Below are 16,172 nucleotides of genomic sequence, written 5' to 3'. Positions count from 1 at the left end.
GGCCCAGTGCCGCGGAAACGGCATGGGCGGTCGGCGTGTCGGCAATCAGCCGGTAACGGCGATAATTCAGCCACCAGCCGATCAGCCCGCAGGCCAGCAGCAGCGGCAGCCCCGCATGCAGGAAGGGGTGCAGGCCGAGCTTGAGGCCGATGAACGCCAGCAGCGGGTACAGGCTGAAGGCGGCCCAGCCGCTGCGCGTCCACTGCGAACTGAGCCACAGCATGGTTTAGTCCCGCTGAAACAGCTGGCGCAGATCGACATCGCGCTTTTCCGCCGCGGTAAACTGCAGCGGGCGGGCGCTGGGGAAGTTGAACAGGCGGGCGATCAGCACATCGGGAAATTGCTCGATGCGCACATTGTTGAGGTTGACCGCGTCGTTATACAGTTCGCGCCGGTCGGCAATATTGTCTTCCAGCTGGCTGATGCGCTCGGACAAATGGCTAAACTGCTGGTCGGCCTTGAGTTCCGGGTAGGCTTCCGCCACCGCCAGCAGCTGGCCGATCAGGCCGCGCAGCTTGCCTTCCTCATGGCCCAGCCCTTCCATATTGCGGCTTTGGGCATACTGCGCCACGCCGGCGCGTGCTTCCATCACCCGGCTCAGGGTCTGCTGCTCGAACTGGGCATATTGCTTGCACACTTCCACCAGCTTGGGCAGTTCGTCGTGGCGCTGTTTCAGCAGCACATCGATATTGGCCCAGCTGCGCGCCACCGTATGCTTGAGATTGACCAGTGCGTTGTACAGGGTGATGAAATACAGCAGGACGATGGCGATGATGCCAAAGAAAATCACCAGCTTCATGAAGGGGACTCCCCGAGGCTGCCGTGGTGGCAGGTAAAATACTGTTAAACAGGATTATTCTAGCGGCATGGTCAGACAAGCCGCCAGCAGTGTCAAGAAAGTGGGTGGGAAATGCGGGTGCTGAATATCATCGGGGCGGGAAAACTGGGGCGTACGCTGGGGCGGCTGGCCGCTGACAGTGGCCGGTACCGGGTGCAGGACTGTCTGGCGCGCAGCATGGCATCGGCCACGGCTGCGGTGGATTTCATCGGTGGTGGGCGTGCCTGTGCGACAGTCATCGGCTTGCAGCCGGCAGACCTGTGGCTGTTGTCGGTGCCGGATGATGCCATTGCGCCCACCGCCCAGGCGCTGGCAGGTAGCGGCGTGATCCGTCCCGGCACGGTGGTGTTTCACGCCAGCGGCGCGGCAGAGGCGGAAATACTGGCACCCTTGCGGGCGGTGGGGGCGCATGTGGCCAGCCTGCATCCGGCATTTTCCTTTGCCGAGCCGGCGCGCGCCGTAGCGCAATTTGCCGGCACCTTGTGTGCGATGGAAGGGGATGCGGCAGCTTGCGTGGTGTTACGGGATTTTGCAGCGGCAATTGGCGCGCAGCCGTTTGCGCTGGCTGCGGGTGGCAAGGCGGCCTATCACGCCGCCTTGTCGGTGGCCTCCAATTATCTGGTGACCCTGACCGACATCGCCCGCCAGCTGGCACGGCAGGGTGGTGTAGATGAGGCGCTGTTGTCAGCCTTGCTCGGGCCGCTGATGCAGGGCAGCCTGGCCAATGCCTTGAGCATGGGGCCGCAGCAGGCGCTGACCGGGCCCATCGTGCGGGGCGATGCGGCCACCGTGGCGCGCCATCTGGCGGTGTTGCCGCCGGACTTGCAACCGGTCTACCGTGCGCTGGGCGAGCGCACGGTGGCAGTGGCGGGAGCGCGTCTGCCAGAGGAGGCGCGGCAGACGCTGTTGGCCTTATTGCGCGACTGAATCAGCTGCTGGCGCTGCCACCTTGAACACCTGGCGCAGATAGGCGAGAAAGGTCTGGTCGCTGCACATGGTCTTGCCCGGGCTGTCGGATAGCTTGGCCACCGGCTGGCCATTGCAGCTCACCAGCTTCAGCACGATCTGCAGCGGTTCCAGCCCCAGGTCATTGGTGAAGTGGGTGCCAATGCCAAAGCTCACCTGAATGTGCGGGCTGTAGCGGCGGTGCAGTGCCAGCGCCTTGTCCACGCTCAGGCCGTCGCTGAAGGTGAGCATCTTGGTGGCGGGGTCGATACGCAGCTTGCGATAGTGGGTAATGGCCTTGTCCGCCCACTCGATAGGGTCGCCACTGTCGTGGCGCAGGCCATCGAACAGCTTGGCAAAGTACAGGTCGAAATCCGCCAGAAAAGCATCCATGCACACCACATCGGTGAGGGCGATGCCCAGGTCGCCGCGGTATTCCTGCACCCAGGCTTCCAGCGCCGCGTTCTGGAAATCACGCAGGCGTACGCCCAGCGCCTGGAAGGCCTGGAAGAACTCGTGCGCCATGGTGCCGATAGGGGTGATGCCCAGCTTCCACGCCAGCCACACATTGCTGGTGCCGCGGAATACCTTGGGCAGGGCGGCGTTCAGCTGTTCCACCACCTGCTGTTGCCATTCGCGGCTGAAGCGGCGGCGGGTGCCGAAGTCGGAAATCAGCAGGGGAAAGCGCTGGCTGGCGCTTTCTTCCGCCTCGAAGCGCAGCAGGGTGGCAATTTTCTCATCCAGCCGACGCTGGCCTTCCTCGCGTACCTGCGGGGTGTCCAGGCGGCGGAAATACAGCTCGTTGACGATGGCCAGCACGAAAATCTCGAAGAACATCGCCTGTACCAGCGGCCCTTCGATATGAATGTTCAGCGCATCGCCGTCGCACTCCACCCGGATAAAGCGGCGCTGCAGGTGGAACAGTTCCAGATAATCGACAAAATCACTCTTGATGAAACGCAGGCTGCGCAGATAGGCCAGTTCCGGCTGGGTAAACTGCAGCTGGCACAGCCAGTCCAGCTGCGCTTCCACTTCCTTGTGCAGTTGCGACAGCGGGTAATCCGGCTGGTTGCGGCAGCGGAATTCATATTGCCCGTAAGCCGCCGGGAACTGATGCAGGATGGCCTGCAGCATGGTGAACTTGTACAGGTCGGTATCCAGCAGCGAATGGATCAGCGGCGGCAGCTTGGGCATGGAATGGCCTTTCAGGCAGCGTGCAGGATGAAAATGGCCGGGCGCTTGTGAAAATCCGGCGCAGCTTGCGGCCAGTCCTTCACCAGGCGGCTGACGATGGTTTCCGTCGGCAGGGTCAGGTCGCAGGCCACTGCCAGCCGGGTGGTGGGGGCCAGTGTCTCGCGCAACTGTTGTAGCAGGGCATTGTTGCGGTAAGGCGTTTCAATGAATACCTGGGTTTCATTGCGCTGGCGCGAGCGTTGTTCCAGCTCCTTCACCACCTTGGCCTTGTCGGCGGCATCCACCGGCAGATAGCCATGGAAGGCAAAGCACTGGCCATTGGCCCCGGAGGCCATCAGCGCCAGCAAAATGGACGAAGGGCCGATCAGCGGCGCCACGCGGATGCCGCGTTCGTGCGCCAGTGCCACCAGCTGGGCGCCGGGGTCGGCCACCGCCGGGCAGCCGGCTTCGGAAATCAGGCCCACGTCTTCACCCGCCAGCAGCGGCGCCAGCAGGGCGGCGACATCGGCCGGCTTGGTGTGCTCGTTGAGCGTGCTCATCGCCAGCTCACGAATCGGGGTGCTGACGCCCAGTGCTTTCAGATGCTTGCGCGCGGTCTTTTCCGCCTCCACCACAAAGTGACGGATGTGCAACACCTTGGCCGCCTCGCTGGCGGGCAGCCAGGCAATGCTTTCATCGCCCAGCGGAGCGGGAATCAGAAACAGGATGCCGGCCATTACAGAATCTCCACGCCTTCGGCGTTCAACATGCTGATCAGTTGGAACAGCGGTACGCCGATCAGGGCATTGGGGTCGTCCGACTCCACTTTTTCCAGCAGCGCGCCACCCAGTCCTTCGCTCTTGGCGCTGCCGGCGCAGTGCAGGGCATCCGGTTCGCGCGTCAGGTAATGGCGAATCTGCTGTTCGGTCAGCTGGCGCAAGGTAACACGGGTAATGCCCACGGTTTCCTGCAAGCGGCCACTGGCGGTGTTGTACAGCGCCAAGGCAGAGTGAAACACCACGGTGCGGCCGCTCATCCACTGCAGCATGGCCACCCCTTTTTCAAACGAGCCGGGTTTGCCGATTTGCTGGCCATCGAGCAGAGCGACCTGGTCGGAGCCGATGATCAGGGCATTCGGGTAATCGGCTGCCAGCGACTGGGCCTTGCTGCGCGCCAGGCGCACGGCAGTGTCCAGCGCGCTTTCGCCGGGTAACGGGGTTTCGTCGCACACCGGCGGCACGGCGCTGAAGGGGAGGCCCAGGCGGGCGATGATTTCCTGCCGGTAGCGGGAAGTGGAAGCCAGGATGATCTGCATGGTGGTATTGCTTGATTATTTTGACAAATCAGGGAGGCGGATTATATCATGCTGGGTTTATGTCTAACCCGATTTTGATCGACCCGCTCAAGTTCGCCCGTGAGGGCCGCGTTCTGACCGGCAAACTGCCCGTCAGCACCCTGGACGAGCGTGTGCACAGCGACCTGTCCGACACCTCCGGTACGGTGGAATACACCCTGGAAGGTTTTCGCGATGGCTCGTCCCGTCTTTCCCTGCGCCTGCAGGTGAAAGCCAGTGTGGCGGTAAGCTGCCAGCGTTGCCTGGAAGTGATGCCGTACGAGGTGAATACCGACTCGGTGGTCACCTTGTTCACCCGGCAGGAAAAGCTGGATGAAGCCTGCGAGCTGGACGAAACGCTGGACGCCATTCTCGCGCCGGAAGAGCTTGATGTGGTGGCAATGATCGAAGACGAAATCATCATGGGCTTGCCGCTTTCGCCGAAACACGACGAATGCGGTTCGGAAGCTCTGACACGTGCCAAGGCTGACAAGCCCAATCCGTTTGCGGTGCTGGCCACGTTGAAGATCTCCAAGTCTTGAATTATCAATACACGCGATTTTCCTAGGAGTCGAACATGGCTGTTCAACAGAACAAAAAGTCCCCGTCCAAGCGCGGCATGCATCGTGCACACGATTTTCTGACCGCTCCGTCGCTGGCCAAAGAGCCGACGACCGGTGAAACCCACCTGCGTCACCACATCAGCCCGAACGGCTTCTACCGTGGTCGCAAGGTTGTTGCCACCAAAGGCGAATAATTCGTCCTTTTTCACCCCATACTTACCTTTATAAAAACAGGTAGGTTTCACTACCGTACACGTTGATGACTATCACCGTCGCGGTTGATGCAATGGGCGGTGACGTTGGCCTCAAGGTCACCGTCCCAGCATCGATCCAATTCCTGCAAGACCATCCCAACGCCAATCTGATTCTTGTCGGAGACCAGGCAGCCATCGAGGCTGAATTGTCCCGCCATCAGGGTGTTGCGCGTTCGCGCGTCCATATCCGTCATGCCACGCAAGTGGTGGGCATGGACGAGTCGCCGCAGCTCGCCCTGAAAAACAAGAAAGATTCGTCGATGCGGGTGGCGATCAATCTGGTCAAGGAAGGCGAAGCGCAAGCCGCCGTGTCTGCCGGCAATACCGGCGCACTGATGGCCACCGCCCGCTTTGTCCTCAAGACCATTCCGGGCATCGAACGACCGGCCATCGCCAAGATGATGCCGTCCGTCAAGGGCAGCACCTGCATGCTGGACCTGGGCGCCAACGTCGATTGCACCTCAGAACAACTCCTGCAGTTCGGCATCATGGGTTCGGAGCTGGTATCCAGCATTACCGGCAATGCCAATCCGCGCGTCGGGCTGCTCAATATCGGTTCGGAAGATATCAAGGGTAACGACAGCGTCAAGCGCGCTGGCGAATACCTGCGGCAGTCCGAGCTGAACTTCATCGGCAATGTCGAAGGCAACGACGTCTACAAAGGCACGGTAGATGTGGTAGTCTGCGACGGTTTTACCGGCAATGTGGCGCTCAAATCAGCCGAGGGGCTGGCGCACATGATTGCCTACTTCCTGCGGCAGGAATTCACCCGCAACTGGTGGACCCGCCTGTGCGCGCTGGCTGCCATGCCGGTGCTCAAGCATTTCCGCAACCGCGTCGATCCGCGCCGCTACAATGGCGCCAGCCTGCTGGGCCTGCGCGGCATCGTGGTGAAAAGCCATGGCGGAACCGATGCCGTAGGATTCCGTTTCGCGCTGGAACAGGCTTGCGAGGAAGCCGGCTCCGACGTGATTGGTCATATTACCGACCGGGTTGCAAACCAATTAAACAACCTCAAGCAGCCCGAGCCGGAAGCGAACTGATTAATACATGGCCCATTCCCGCATTCTAGGCACTGGCAGCTATCTGCCATCCAATGTGCTCACGAATGCGATGCTGGCCGAGCGCGTGGAAACCAGTGACGAATGGATTGTTTCGCGCACTGGCATTCACGCCCGCCACATCGTGTCCGATGAAGAAACCACCAGTGATCTGGCGCTGAAGGCAGCAGAAGCTGCCATCCAGAGCGCTGGCATAGCCAAGGACGAGATCGATCTGATCATCGTCGCCACCACCACGCCCGACATGATTTTCCCCAGTACCGCCTGCCTGTTGCAGGAAAAACTGGGTATTCACGGCTGCGCTGCATTCGATGTGCAGGCGGTGTGTGCCGGCTTCATGTTTGCCCTCACCACTGCCCACAACTACATCAAGGGCGGCATGGCCAGCAAGGTGCTGGTGGTGGGTGCCGAAGTGATGTCGCGCGTGATGGACTGGGAAGATCGCCGCACCTGCGTGCTGTTTGGCGATGGCGCGGGCGCGGTGGTACTGGGCGCCTCGGACGAGCCGGGCATCCTGCATGCCAAGCTGGCCTCCGATGGCCGCTACAAGGACATTCTCAATACCCCGGCGCAGATTTCCGGCGGCAAGATCCAGGGCATTCCCTTCTTGCACATGGATGGCCCGGCGGTGTTCAAGTTTGCGGTCAAGGCCCTGTCCGACATCGCTGCCACCACCCTGGCCGAGGCCGGTGTGGACAAGTCGCAAGTCGACTGGCTGGTGCCGCACCAGGCCAATCTGCGCATCATCGAATCCACGGCCAAGCACCTGGGCATGTCGATGGAGCGGGTGATCGTGACATTGCCGCAACAGGGCAATACCTCGGCCGCCTCCATTCCGCTGGCGCTGGACCATGCCGTGCGTGATGGTCGCATCCAGCGCGGCCAGACCATTCTGCTGGAAGGGATTGGCGGTGGCTTTGCCTGGGGTGCCGTGTTGCTGAAGTACTGATTCTTCGCGACGGAAGACCGGCCACGACCATGCGCCGTCTGGCATGCGATAACGCCCATTGTGATGGGCGTTTGATCTGGGTGCTTGGCAGAATGGTCTGGTTTGCCGCATTCTTCCGTCGATTATTATTCCGTCGTATTTGCGGAGACTGTCTATGGCGTTTGCCTTTCTCTTTCCCGGTCAGGGCTCGCAAAGCCTGAAAATGATGGATGGCTTTGCCGACCTGCCGGTCGTCAAGCACACCTTCGAAGAAGCCTCCAGCGCGCTGGGCGTGGACTTGTGGGCCATGCTGCAGGCTGACAGTGCCGAAGCCATCAATGCCACCGTCAATACCCAGCCCATCATGCTGGCTGCCGGTGTGGCCACTTATCTGGCCTGGCAGGAAGTGGGCGGTCAGCAGCCGTCGGTGGTTGCCGGCCACAGCCTGGGTGAATACACCGCGCTGGTGGCTGCCGGTGCGCTGCCGTTTGCCGAAGCCGTCAAGCTGGTGCGCCTGCGCGCCGAAGCCATGCAGAACGCCGTGCCGGCCGGGCAGGGTGCCATGGCGGCCATCCTCAACCTGTCCGACGAGGAAGTGCGCGCGGCGTGTGCCGAAGCGGCCAATGGCGAGGTGGTGGAAGCGGTCAATTACAACTCGCCAGGCCAAGTGGTGATTGCCGGTGCCAAGGCCGCCGTCGAGCGCGCCATGGAAGCCTGCAAGGCCCGTGGCGCCAAGCGTGCGCTGCCGCTGCCGGTATCGGTGCCCTCGCACTGCGCGCTGATGAAGCCGGCCGGCATGCAACTGGCCGAAGCCCTGCTGCAAGTCCACATCAATACCCCAGCCATTCCGGTGCTGCACAATGCCGACGTGGTCAGCTACACCGACGCTGCCGACATTCGCGATGCGCTGGTGCGCCAGCTGTACAGCCCGGTGCGCTGGACCGAAACCATCCAGAAACTGGCTGGCGAGGGCATCGTCACCATGGCCGAATGCGGTCCGGGCAAGGTGCTGGCTGGCCTGGCCAAGCGTATCGACGGCAACGTCAAGTGCCTGGCACTGACCGACGCGGCGGCGCTGGAAGCGGCCAAGACCGAACTGCAATGATATCCGCGGCGGGCCGCCAGCCGGCCCGCTGCGTACGCCCATAACAAGGAGACATCCGAAATGAGTCTGCAAGGCAAAGTAGCCCTGGTAACCGGCGCTTCGCGCGGCATTGGCGCAGCCATTGCCGATGCGCTGCAAGCCGAGGGCGCCATTGTCATCGGCACTGCCACCTCGGAAGCCGGTGCTGCTGCCATCAACGAACGCCTGGCTGCCAATGGCGGTGCCGGCCGCGTGCTGAACGTGACCGAAGACGGCGCCATCGAAGCACTGGTGGAAGCCATCGACAAGGAATTTGGCGGCGTGGCCATTCTGGTCAACAATGCCGGCATTACCCGCGATGGCCTGCTGATGCGCATGAAGGACGACGACTGGGATGCCATCATGGACACCAACCTCAAGTCGGTGTTCAAGGCGTCCAAGGCCGTGCTGCGCGGCATGATGAAGGCCCGCTGGGGCCGCATCATCAACATCGCCTCGGTGGTGGGTGCCACCGGCAATCCCGGTCAGACTAACTATGCCGCGGCCAAAGCCGGTATCATGGGCTTCACCAAGTCCATGGCGCGCGAAGTTGGCAGCCGCAATATCACGGTCAACTGCGTGGCACCGGGCTTTATCGATACCGACATGACCCGCGCGCTGCCGGAAGCGCAGCGCGAGGCGCTGGTGGGGCAGATTGCCCTGGGCCGCCTGGGCGATGCCAAGGATATTGCCGATGCAACATCCTTCCTGGCATCCGACCGCGCAGCCTACATCACCGGTCAGACACTGCATGTAAATGGTGGCATGTTCATGCCTTAACCGGTCCTGTCCAACAAAAGACAAGATTTAGGTGGGCTGCTCTAATTTTTTTTTGTAGAATACACGGGTTTTGTTATCCCGAATCAGAAAGGTCAAGGGTTTAGACAAATGGAAAACATCGAAGCGCGCGTTAAAAAGATCGTTGCCGAACAACTGGGCGTAAACGAAGCTGAAGTCAAGATCGAATCGTCCTTCGTTGATGATCTGGGCGCTGACTCCCTCGACACCGTTGAGCTGGTCATGGCTCTGGAAGAAGAGTTCGAGTGCGAAATCCCGGACGAAGAAGCTGAAAAGATCACCACTGTTCAGCAAGCCGTGGATTACGTTACCGCCCACCTGAACAAGTAATATTTTCAGGCCTGTACAGGACCTCTGCGCGGTGCGGCCTTGGCTCGCCAGCAGAGGTTCTTTTGTTATAGAGGATTCCAAACGCCCGTTTGATTGTAATAATGATCAAACAGACCTTGTGGGATCATCGGGAGACTGCCTCCCACCTCTCACGGAGATTCTTCGTGTCCAAACGCAGAGTTGTAGTAACCGGTCTGGGACACATTTCCCCGGTCGGCAATGATGTCGCCACCGGCTGGGCCAATCTGCTGGCCGGCAAGAGCGGCATCGGCAAAGTGACCCGTTTTGATGCCAGCGAGCTCAATTGCCAGATCGCCGGCGAAGTCAAGGACTTCGACATCAGCGCGTACATCTCGCCCAAGGAAGCCCGTCGCTCCGACCTGTTCATCCACTACGGCATTGCAGCGGCGCTGCAGGCGGTGGCTGATGCCGGTCTGGACGATGTTGCCGATCTGGACAAGACCCGCGTTGGCGTCAACATCGGTTCCGGTATCGGCGGCCTGCCGCTGATCGAGGAAACCGGTGTGGCGGTACAGCTGGGCGGTGCCCGCAAGATCGGCCCCTTCTTCATTCCCGGTTCGCTGATCAACCTGATCGCCGGCCACGTGTCCATCCTGAAGGGCTATCAGGGCCCGTCGTATGGCATCGTGTCGGCCTGCACCACCGGTGCGCATTGCATCGGCGACGCCGCCCGGATGATCCAGTATGGCGACGCCGACGTAATGGTGGCTGGTGGTGCCGAAGGTGCCATCTCCAAGCTGGGCATGGGCGGTTTTGCCGCCATGAAGGCACTGTCCACCCGCAATGACGATCCGGAAACCGCGTCCCGTCCCTGGGACAAGGGCCGCGACGGCTTTGTGATGGGCGAAGGTGCCGGCGTGCTGGTGCTGGAAGAATACGAGCACGCGGTCAAGCGCGGCGCCCGTATCTATGCCGAGCTGATCGGCTTCGGCATGAGCTCGGATGCCCACCACATCACCGCCCCCAGTGCGGAAGGCCCGGCCCGCGGCGTGCAAAACGCACTGCGCGATGCCCGGATCAATCCGGACCAGGTGCAGTATGTGAATGCGCACGGCACGTCCACCCCGCTGGGCGACGCCAACGAAACCAATGCGCTGAAGATCGCCTTTGGCGATCATGCCAAGAAGCTGGTGGTGAATTCGACCAAGTCGATGACCGGCCACCTGCTGGGCGGCGCGGGCGGTGTGGAGGCCATTTACTCCATCCTGGCGGTGTACAACCAGGTATCGCCACCCACCATCAACCTGCACGAGCAGGATGTTGAAGGCGGGTGTGACCTGGACTACGTGGCCAATACCGCGCGTGACATGCACATCGATATCGCCATTTCCAACTCGTTTGGCTTTGGTGGTACCAACGGCACCCTGGTATTCAAACGCATGTAATGCCTGGCGCGCGGTACCGCATACTGCGGTGCAGCGCGCAAATGGATTGACAGCCCGAACCGCTGCGATACACTCGCGGCGGTTTTCTTATTTGTGCGGCGCCTTCATGCCGCCTTTCCGGATCTGGCATGTTCACCGAACGACTCGACTTCCTGCCCGACCTGCTGGCCTTGCATGCCGCGCGTCGTGCCGACTTCCCTTTTCTCTTGATGTCCTCCGGCGAGCAGGGCTGGGACATGCTGTTTGCTGCCGACAGCACCACCCTTTACCACAGTGGGGAAGGGGAGGCGTTTGTCGAGGCCTTGCGTGCTTTTCAGCCGCAGGCAGTGGACAACCCGCATGGCCTGCCCTTTGTCGGCGGCCATTTCCTCTATCTGGGCTACGACTTGCTGTCGCAGTTTGAAAGCCGGGTTGCCGAGGCGCTGCCGGACAGCTTTCCGCTGGCAGCCCTGGCACGGGTGCCGGCGGCCATTCTGATCAACCGCCGCGAGCACAGCGCGTGGATCGTGGCGGAAACCGCCGCCGACGGGCAGCGGCTGGGCGAGCTGGCGCGCAGCATCCCGGCCTTTGTCGCACAAGCGGTCAGCCTGCAGGCGCTGGAGGAAGATCCGCCGCACTGGTATACCGACGCCGTGCTGCGGCTGAAGCAATATATCTATGAAGGCGATGTGTTCCAGGTGAACATCTCGCGTGGCTGGCGCGCCGAACTGGCGGCGGAGATTGCAGCACCCGACCTGTTTGCCGCGCTGCGTCGTGCCAACCCGGCGCCGTTTTCCGCACTGGCCGATTTTGGCAGCGCGCAGATTGTCAGCTCCTCGCCGGAGCGCCTGGTACGGGTGCGCGATGGCTGGGCCGATACCCGCCCCATTGCCGGCACCCATCCACGCTCGCCGGACCCCGCCGAAGATGCCGCGCTCAAGCAGCGGCTGATTTCCAGCGTCAAGGAACGGGCCGAGCATGTGATGCTGATCGACCTGGAGCGCAATGACCTGGGCCGCATCAGCCAGCCCGGCACGGTAGAGGTGAACGAACTGATGGCGGTGGAAAGCTATGCCTATGTCCATCACATCGAATCCAATATCCGTGGCCGGCTGCGGACCGATGTCACGCCACTGGACACCATCCGCGCGCTGTTCCCCGGCGGCACCATCACCGGCTGCCCCAAAGTGCGCACCATGCAGATCATCCGCGAGCTGGAAAACAGCGCCCGCCGCGCCTATACCGGCAGCCTGGGTTATCTCAACCGCGATGGCAGCATGGACCTGAACATCCTGATCCGCACCTTCATGCAGCAAGGGCAGCAGCTGCGCTTCCGTGCCGGTGGCGGCATCGTGGCGGATTCGGACCCGGAACGCGAATTGCAGGAAACCCGCCACAAGGCGCGCGGCCTGCTGCGTGCGCTGGGAGTGGAGCAAGCCTGATGGCCATGCTGATCAACGGCCAGCCCGGCGAACAGATTTCCGCACTGGACCGTGGCCTGGCCTATGGCGACGGCATCTACCGCACCATCGAAATCCGCCATGGCCAGCCGCGGCTGTGGGCCTGGCAATACCGGCGGCTGGCTGCCGATGCCAGCCGTTTGAGGCTCCCGGTGCCGGATGCAGCCCTGCTGCTGGATGAAATCGGCCAGCTGGCCGACGGGGTGGCGCAGGGTGTGGCCAAGGTCGTGCTTACCCGCGGTGTGGGCGCGCGCGGCTATGCCATGCCGGCCGACTGCCAGCCCACGCGCATGGTGTCGGTCTCCGCCTGGGCCGGCTATCCGCCAGAACGGGCACGCGACGGCGTCAATGTGCGCTGGTGTGACACCCGCCTATCCTGCCAGCCGCTGCTGGCCGGTATCAAACACCTTAACCGGCTGGAAAACGTGCTGGCGCGCTCGGAATGGTCGGACCCGGACATGCACGAAGGTCTGCTGCTGGATCAACGTGGTTTGCTGATCGAAGCCACCATGAGCAATGTCTATCTGGTGCAAGGCCAGCGCATCCTTACGCCGCGGCTGGACCAGAGCGGCGTACAGGGCATGCTGCGCGACTGGCTGTTTGCCCAGGCGCCGCAGCTGGGTTATCAGCTGGAAGAGGCCGACTTTGGCCCGGCCCAGCTATGGCAAGCCGAACAGGTATTCCTGTCCAACAGCCTGATCGGCCTGTGGCCGGTCGCCACGCTTGCCGGGCAGGCTTTGCCGCATGGCCATCCATGCTGTCTGCAGCTGCAGGCCTTGCTGGCGCAGCAGGATTAACAGCAGCGAGCGGCTCCTGTGCCGGCATTACCCCTTCTTGCCGCTAGCGAGAGCGTGGGCAGGCGCTGGGCTGCTGGTGTTTTTTAGATTATTTTTGCATAAAGTTTTCCAATTAAATTATTTCTGGCGCTAAGTGGCCGTCGCTATAGTGGCAGCCACGATGAGGGGGAGCCGTTTCCCCTCCAGAAATAGGGACAGTCCACCGACTGTCCGAGGAGAACAGCATGGTGGCCGTCAGCCTGCTGGAACAGCAAGCCCTTGCCCAGCCTGCGCAACTGGCGCCGATCGAGCGTGATCTGGCACATATCAACCAGTTGTTGAACGCACACCAGTTCGAACAGCATCCACTCAGCCTGCAGAGCGGGCGCGTGCGTGGTCGCCATGAAGAATGGCGCTTCCGCTCGGTATTCCAGCCCATCTATGCGCTGGAAAACGGCAGCACCCGTCTGTGGTCGGTCGAGGCGCTGGCCCGTGTCACGGACAGCTTTGGCGGTCAGCTGATCCCCACCGTACTGTTTGCCGCGGAAACCTCGCCACGCCGTTCGGTGTTTCTCGACCGCCAGCTACGCTGCCTGCACTTGTTCAATTTCCTGTTGCAACACCCAGGACCGGAGCTGATCCTGTCGCTCAATGTGAATGCCCAGCACCTGGTCAATGTCAGCGAAACCCATGGCCAGTTTTTTGCCGAAGTGCTGCAACATCTGCAGATTCCGGCCAGCCAGATCTGCCTGGAAGTGGTGGAGGATGCGGTGAGCGATCCCATGCGGTTGTACGAAGCGGTGCAGCGCTACCGCAGCCTGGGTTTCCGCATCGCGCTGGACGACTTCGGCCAGGGCGCGTCCAATCTGGAGCGGGTATGGCTGCTGGAGCCGGACTACGTCAAGCTGGACAAGGTCTTGATGCGCCACGCGCTGATGCGCCCCGGTGTGCGCGACAAGCTGGCGCGGCTGGTGGACATCCTGCATCTGCACGGCGCCAAGGTGGTGGGTGAAGGTATCGAAAGCGCCATGCAACTGGATATCGCCCGCGCCGCCGGTTGTGACTTCGTGCAGGGCTTTCATCTGGCCCGCCCCGCCGAGCAGCTCACCCTGCCGCTCTAGCCGCGTGTCACCATCCACGCCGCCTGATCACTCCAGCGGCTGAAAGCATTCCAGATGACGCGGCGGCATCTGCGCCGCATCGACAAAACAAGCCAGCGCCTGCTGCATCTGCTGGCGGAAGCACGCCACATCTTCCACTCCCTGATACACCTCCATCCAGGTCTGTAGCGGTGCCTCTGCTGCCTCGTCGGCGCGGCGCAGCAAGCTGGCACGGATGCCCTCCACTGCCAGCGCGGCCTGCATCCGGCGCAGTGCCGGCAATAACTGGCGGCCACTGGCCGGTTCAATCTTGAAATAGACATACACGGTGCAGGACATCGCCGGCTCCTTCTATGGTTTGCAGGCTTGGCGCGGGCGCAAAATCGCTTATCATAGCTCTTTCGCCCGCCGCAGGTGGGGCAGGGCCAGATGGTAACAGGGCAGGAAAGGGGAGTCAGGTGCAGCAGGGTATTACCACCTTGGTGGTGGTCGGGGTCGGGCTGATCGGTGGATCATTTGCGCTGTCCCTGAAACGGGCGGGCAAGGTGCAGCATGTGATCGGCGTAGGCCGGACGCTGGACAACCTGACCCGCGCGCTGGAGCTGGGCGTGGTGGATGAAATCAGCCAGGACCTGGCCGCGGTGGCCGGCCGTGCCGACATGGTCTTGCTGGCCTGCCCGGTGGGGCAGATGGGGCGCATGATGCAGGCCATGGCCCCGCATTTGCCGCCACATGCCATCGTGACCGATGCCGGCAGTACCAAGGGCGATGTCGCACAGCTGTTTGCCCAATACCTGCCGCAGCAGCTGGCCTGCTGCGTGCCGGCCCATCCCATTGCCGGCTCCGAGCTGTCCGGCGCGGCGGCCGCCCAGTATGGCCTGTACGAAAAACGCAAGGTGGTACTCACCCCCTTGCCGGAAACCGGCAGCGATGCCTGCGCTACGGTGGCCGCGCTATGGCAGGCCTGTGGCGCAGTGATCCATCGCATGAGCCCGGCCGAACACGACAGCGTGTTTGCCACGGTCAGCCACCTGCCGCACCTGCTGGCCTTTGCCTATGTCGGCATGGTGGCGGGCAAGCCCGATGCCGGGCGCTGCTTTGATTTTGCCGCCACCGGCTTTCGCGATTTCACCCGCATTGCCGGCAGTCACCCGGAAATGTGGAAGGACATCACCCTGGCCAACCGCTCGGCCTTGCTGGACGAGCTGGAGCGCTATCGCCTGGCGCTGGCGGCACTCACCGCGCAGGTGGCCGCCAGCGATGAAGCCGGCCTGGCCGCTACCTTCGACACCGCCCGCACTGCCCGCGTGGGCTGGTATCAGCGCTTTCTGCGCGAAGGACAGACATGAGCCAGACCCTGCTGATTACCGGCGCTTCCCGTGGCATCGGTGCGGCTACCGCGCTGCAGGCCGCCAGTGCCGGCTGGCAGGTGGCGGTGAATTACCGGCAGGACGAGGCGGCCGCGCAGCAGGTGGTGGCCGCCATCCGCGCCCAGGGCGGCGCAGCCGCGGCCTTTCCGGCCGATGTGTCGGACGAGGCGCAGATCATCCAGCTGTTTGCTGCCGTGGCCGCCCGCTTTGGCCGCATCGACGGCCTGGTCAACAATGCCGGCGCCACCGCGCCGCTGGCGCGGCTGGACAGTTTCAGTGCCGAACGCATCCAGCGCATGTTGCAGCTGAATGTGGCGGGGCCGATGCTGTGCTGCCGCGAGGCGGTGCGCCGCATGTCCACCCGCCACGGCGGGCGTGGCGGCATCATCGTCAATGTGTCTTCGGCGGCATCGCGGCTTGGTGCGGCCGGCGAATATATCGATTACGCCGCCAGCAAGGGGGCCATCGACACCCTCACGCTGGGGCTGGCACGCGAAGTGGCCGGCGAAGGCATCCGCGTCAATGCCGTGCGCCCCGGCCTGATTGAAACCGGCATCCATGCCATCAGCGGCGAACCCGGCCGGGTGGCGCGGCTTTCCTCCAGCGTTCCCATGCAGCGCGGCGGCCAGCCGCAGGAGGTGGCCGCCGCCATCGTCTGGCTGCTGTCCGATGCCGCCAGCTTTTGCACCGGCAGCATTCTGGATGTGTCCGGCGGACGCTGATCAGTGCGATGCC

General features: G+C 62.5%; 19 protein-coding genes and 1 pseudogene. 14 read left to right on the top strand and 6 right to left on the bottom strand.

Annotation, left to right across the window (positions count from 1 at the left end):
* Nucleotides 1-223: pseudogene (locus JHD64_RS18850) on the bottom strand (hypothetical protein); the annotation flags it as partial.
* 3 nt (nucleotides 224-226) lie between these two features.
* On the bottom strand, nucleotides 227-799 hold the full coding sequence (locus JHD64_RS18845; RefSeq protein ID WP_059287639.1) for a LemA family protein: 573 nt from the start codon (nucleotides 797-799) through the stop codon (nucleotides 227-229).
* Nucleotides 800-910: 111 nt separating this feature from the next.
* Here JHD64_RS18845 and JHD64_RS18840 point away from each other — a divergent pair, with 111 nt between their 5' ends.
* Complete coding sequence (locus JHD64_RS18840; protein WP_199054995.1) at nucleotides 911-1,765, top strand: Rossmann-like and DUF2520 domain-containing protein; 855 nt, start codon at nucleotides 911-913, stop codon at nucleotides 1,763-1,765.
* Here JHD64_RS18840 and pncB read toward each other — a convergent pair.
* The 3 genes from pncB to JHD64_RS18825 are packed head-to-tail and all read right to left on the bottom strand — an operon-like array spanning nucleotide 1,751 to nucleotide 4,271.
* Entirely contained in the window at nucleotides 1,751-2,977 is a 1,227-nt protein-coding gene (pncB, locus tag JHD64_RS18835) for a nicotinate phosphoribosyltransferase (RefSeq protein ID WP_110313796.1), read from the bottom strand. The genes JHD64_RS18840 and pncB overlap by 15 nt on opposite strands.
* A gap of 11 nt (nucleotides 2,978-2,988) precedes the next feature.
* Nucleotides 2,989-3,693, bottom strand: coding sequence for an SAM-dependent methyltransferase (locus JHD64_RS18830; protein ID WP_199054994.1), 705 nt, complete (start codon nucleotides 3,691-3,693; stop codon nucleotides 2,989-2,991).
* Complete coding sequence (locus JHD64_RS18825) at nucleotides 3,693-4,271, bottom strand: nucleoside triphosphate pyrophosphatase (protein ID WP_059287314.1); 579 nt, start codon at nucleotides 4,269-4,271, stop codon at nucleotides 3,693-3,695. The genes JHD64_RS18830 and JHD64_RS18825 overlap by 1 nt, the downstream gene beginning before the upstream one ends.
* A gap of 59 nt (nucleotides 4,272-4,330) precedes the next feature.
* Between JHD64_RS18825 and JHD64_RS18820 the strand changes: the two genes are divergently transcribed.
* The 11 genes from JHD64_RS18820 (at nucleotide 4,331) to JHD64_RS18770 (ending at nucleotide 14,088) form a co-directional block, all read left to right on the top strand.
* The gene (locus JHD64_RS18820) at nucleotides 4,331-4,831 is read left to right on the top strand and encodes a DUF177 domain-containing protein (protein ID WP_059287313.1); all 501 of its coding nucleotides are present in this window, start codon (nucleotides 4,331-4,333) and stop codon (nucleotides 4,829-4,831) included.
* Between the two features lie 35 nt (nucleotides 4,832-4,866).
* Nucleotides 4,867-5,046, top strand: a complete 180-nt coding sequence (gene rpmF / locus JHD64_RS18815) for a 50S ribosomal protein L32 (RefSeq protein WP_045846169.1) — start codon at nucleotides 4,867-4,869, stop codon at nucleotides 5,044-5,046.
* Nucleotides 5,047-5,111: 65 nt separating this feature from the next.
* On the top strand, nucleotides 5,112-6,149 hold the full coding sequence (gene plsX, locus JHD64_RS18810; protein WP_059287312.1) for a phosphate acyltransferase PlsX: 1,038 nt from the start codon (nucleotides 5,112-5,114) through the stop codon (nucleotides 6,147-6,149).
* 7 nt (nucleotides 6,150-6,156) lie between these two features.
* Entirely contained in the window at nucleotides 6,157-7,116 is a 960-nt protein-coding gene (locus JHD64_RS18805; RefSeq protein ID WP_059287311.1) for a beta-ketoacyl-ACP synthase III, read from the top strand.
* Nucleotides 7,117-7,270: 154 nt separating this feature from the next.
* The gene (fabD, locus tag JHD64_RS18800; protein WP_199054993.1) at nucleotides 7,271-8,200 is read left to right on the top strand and encodes an ACP S-malonyltransferase; all 930 of its coding nucleotides are present in this window, start codon (nucleotides 7,271-7,273) and stop codon (nucleotides 8,198-8,200) included.
* Between the two features lie 60 nt (nucleotides 8,201-8,260).
* A complete protein-coding gene (gene fabG / locus JHD64_RS18795) occupies nucleotides 8,261-8,998 on the top strand; it encodes a 3-oxoacyl-ACP reductase FabG (RefSeq protein WP_059287465.1) in 738 nt (245 codons plus the stop codon).
* A 108-nt stretch (nucleotides 8,999-9,106) separates the two neighbouring features.
* Complete coding sequence (acpP, locus tag JHD64_RS18790; RefSeq protein WP_019103041.1) at nucleotides 9,107-9,346, top strand: acyl carrier protein; 240 nt, start codon at nucleotides 9,107-9,109, stop codon at nucleotides 9,344-9,346.
* A 164-nt stretch (nucleotides 9,347-9,510) separates the two neighbouring features.
* The gene (gene fabF, locus JHD64_RS18785) at nucleotides 9,511-10,752 is read left to right on the top strand and encodes a beta-ketoacyl-ACP synthase II (protein WP_199054991.1); all 1,242 of its coding nucleotides are present in this window, start codon (nucleotides 9,511-9,513) and stop codon (nucleotides 10,750-10,752) included.
* 128 nt (nucleotides 10,753-10,880) lie between these two features.
* On the top strand, nucleotides 10,881-12,173 hold the full coding sequence (locus tag JHD64_RS18780) for an aminodeoxychorismate synthase component I (protein WP_199054980.1): 1,293 nt from the start codon (nucleotides 10,881-10,883) through the stop codon (nucleotides 12,171-12,173).
* Nucleotides 12,173-12,988: an aminodeoxychorismate lyase gene (gene pabC, locus JHD64_RS18775; RefSeq protein ID WP_199054978.1), complete on the top strand. Its 816-nt coding sequence runs from the start codon at nucleotides 12,173-12,175 to the stop codon at nucleotides 12,986-12,988. Before JHD64_RS18780 ends, pabC begins: the two co-directional genes overlap by 1 nt.
* Nucleotides 12,989-13,212: 224 nt before the next feature.
* Nucleotides 13,213-14,088, top strand: a complete 876-nt coding sequence (locus JHD64_RS18770; protein WP_082693787.1) for an EAL domain-containing protein — start codon at nucleotides 13,213-13,215, stop codon at nucleotides 14,086-14,088.
* 27 nt (nucleotides 14,089-14,115) lie between these two features.
* On the opposite strand, the gene JHD64_RS18765 is transcribed toward JHD64_RS18770, so the two are convergent.
* Entirely contained in the window at nucleotides 14,116-14,406 is a 291-nt protein-coding gene (locus JHD64_RS18765) for a DUF4936 family protein (RefSeq protein ID WP_059287542.1), read from the bottom strand.
* Between the two features lie 119 nt (nucleotides 14,407-14,525).
* Between JHD64_RS18765 and JHD64_RS18760 the strand changes: the two genes are divergently transcribed.
* Both JHD64_RS18760 and JHD64_RS18755 read left to right on the top strand, forming a co-directional pair.
* Nucleotides 14,526-15,416, top strand: a complete 891-nt coding sequence (locus JHD64_RS18760; RefSeq protein WP_059287541.1) for a prephenate dehydrogenase/arogenate dehydrogenase family protein — start codon at nucleotides 14,526-14,528, stop codon at nucleotides 15,414-15,416.
* The gene (locus JHD64_RS18755; RefSeq protein ID WP_199054976.1) at nucleotides 15,413-16,159 is read left to right on the top strand and encodes an SDR family oxidoreductase; all 747 of its coding nucleotides are present in this window, start codon (nucleotides 15,413-15,415) and stop codon (nucleotides 16,157-16,159) included. The genes JHD64_RS18760 and JHD64_RS18755 overlap by 4 nt, the downstream gene beginning before the upstream one ends.
* Nucleotides 16,160-16,172 lie beyond the last annotated feature (13 nt).

It is taken from the genome of Aquitalea sp. ASV15 (assembly GCF_016429115.1).
Lineage (GTDB): Bacteria > Pseudomonadota > Gammaproteobacteria > Burkholderiales > Chromobacteriaceae > Aquitalea > Aquitalea magnusonii.
Note: the sequence above shows the minus strand (reverse complement) of the source record. Positions and strands in the feature narration are given on the sequence as shown.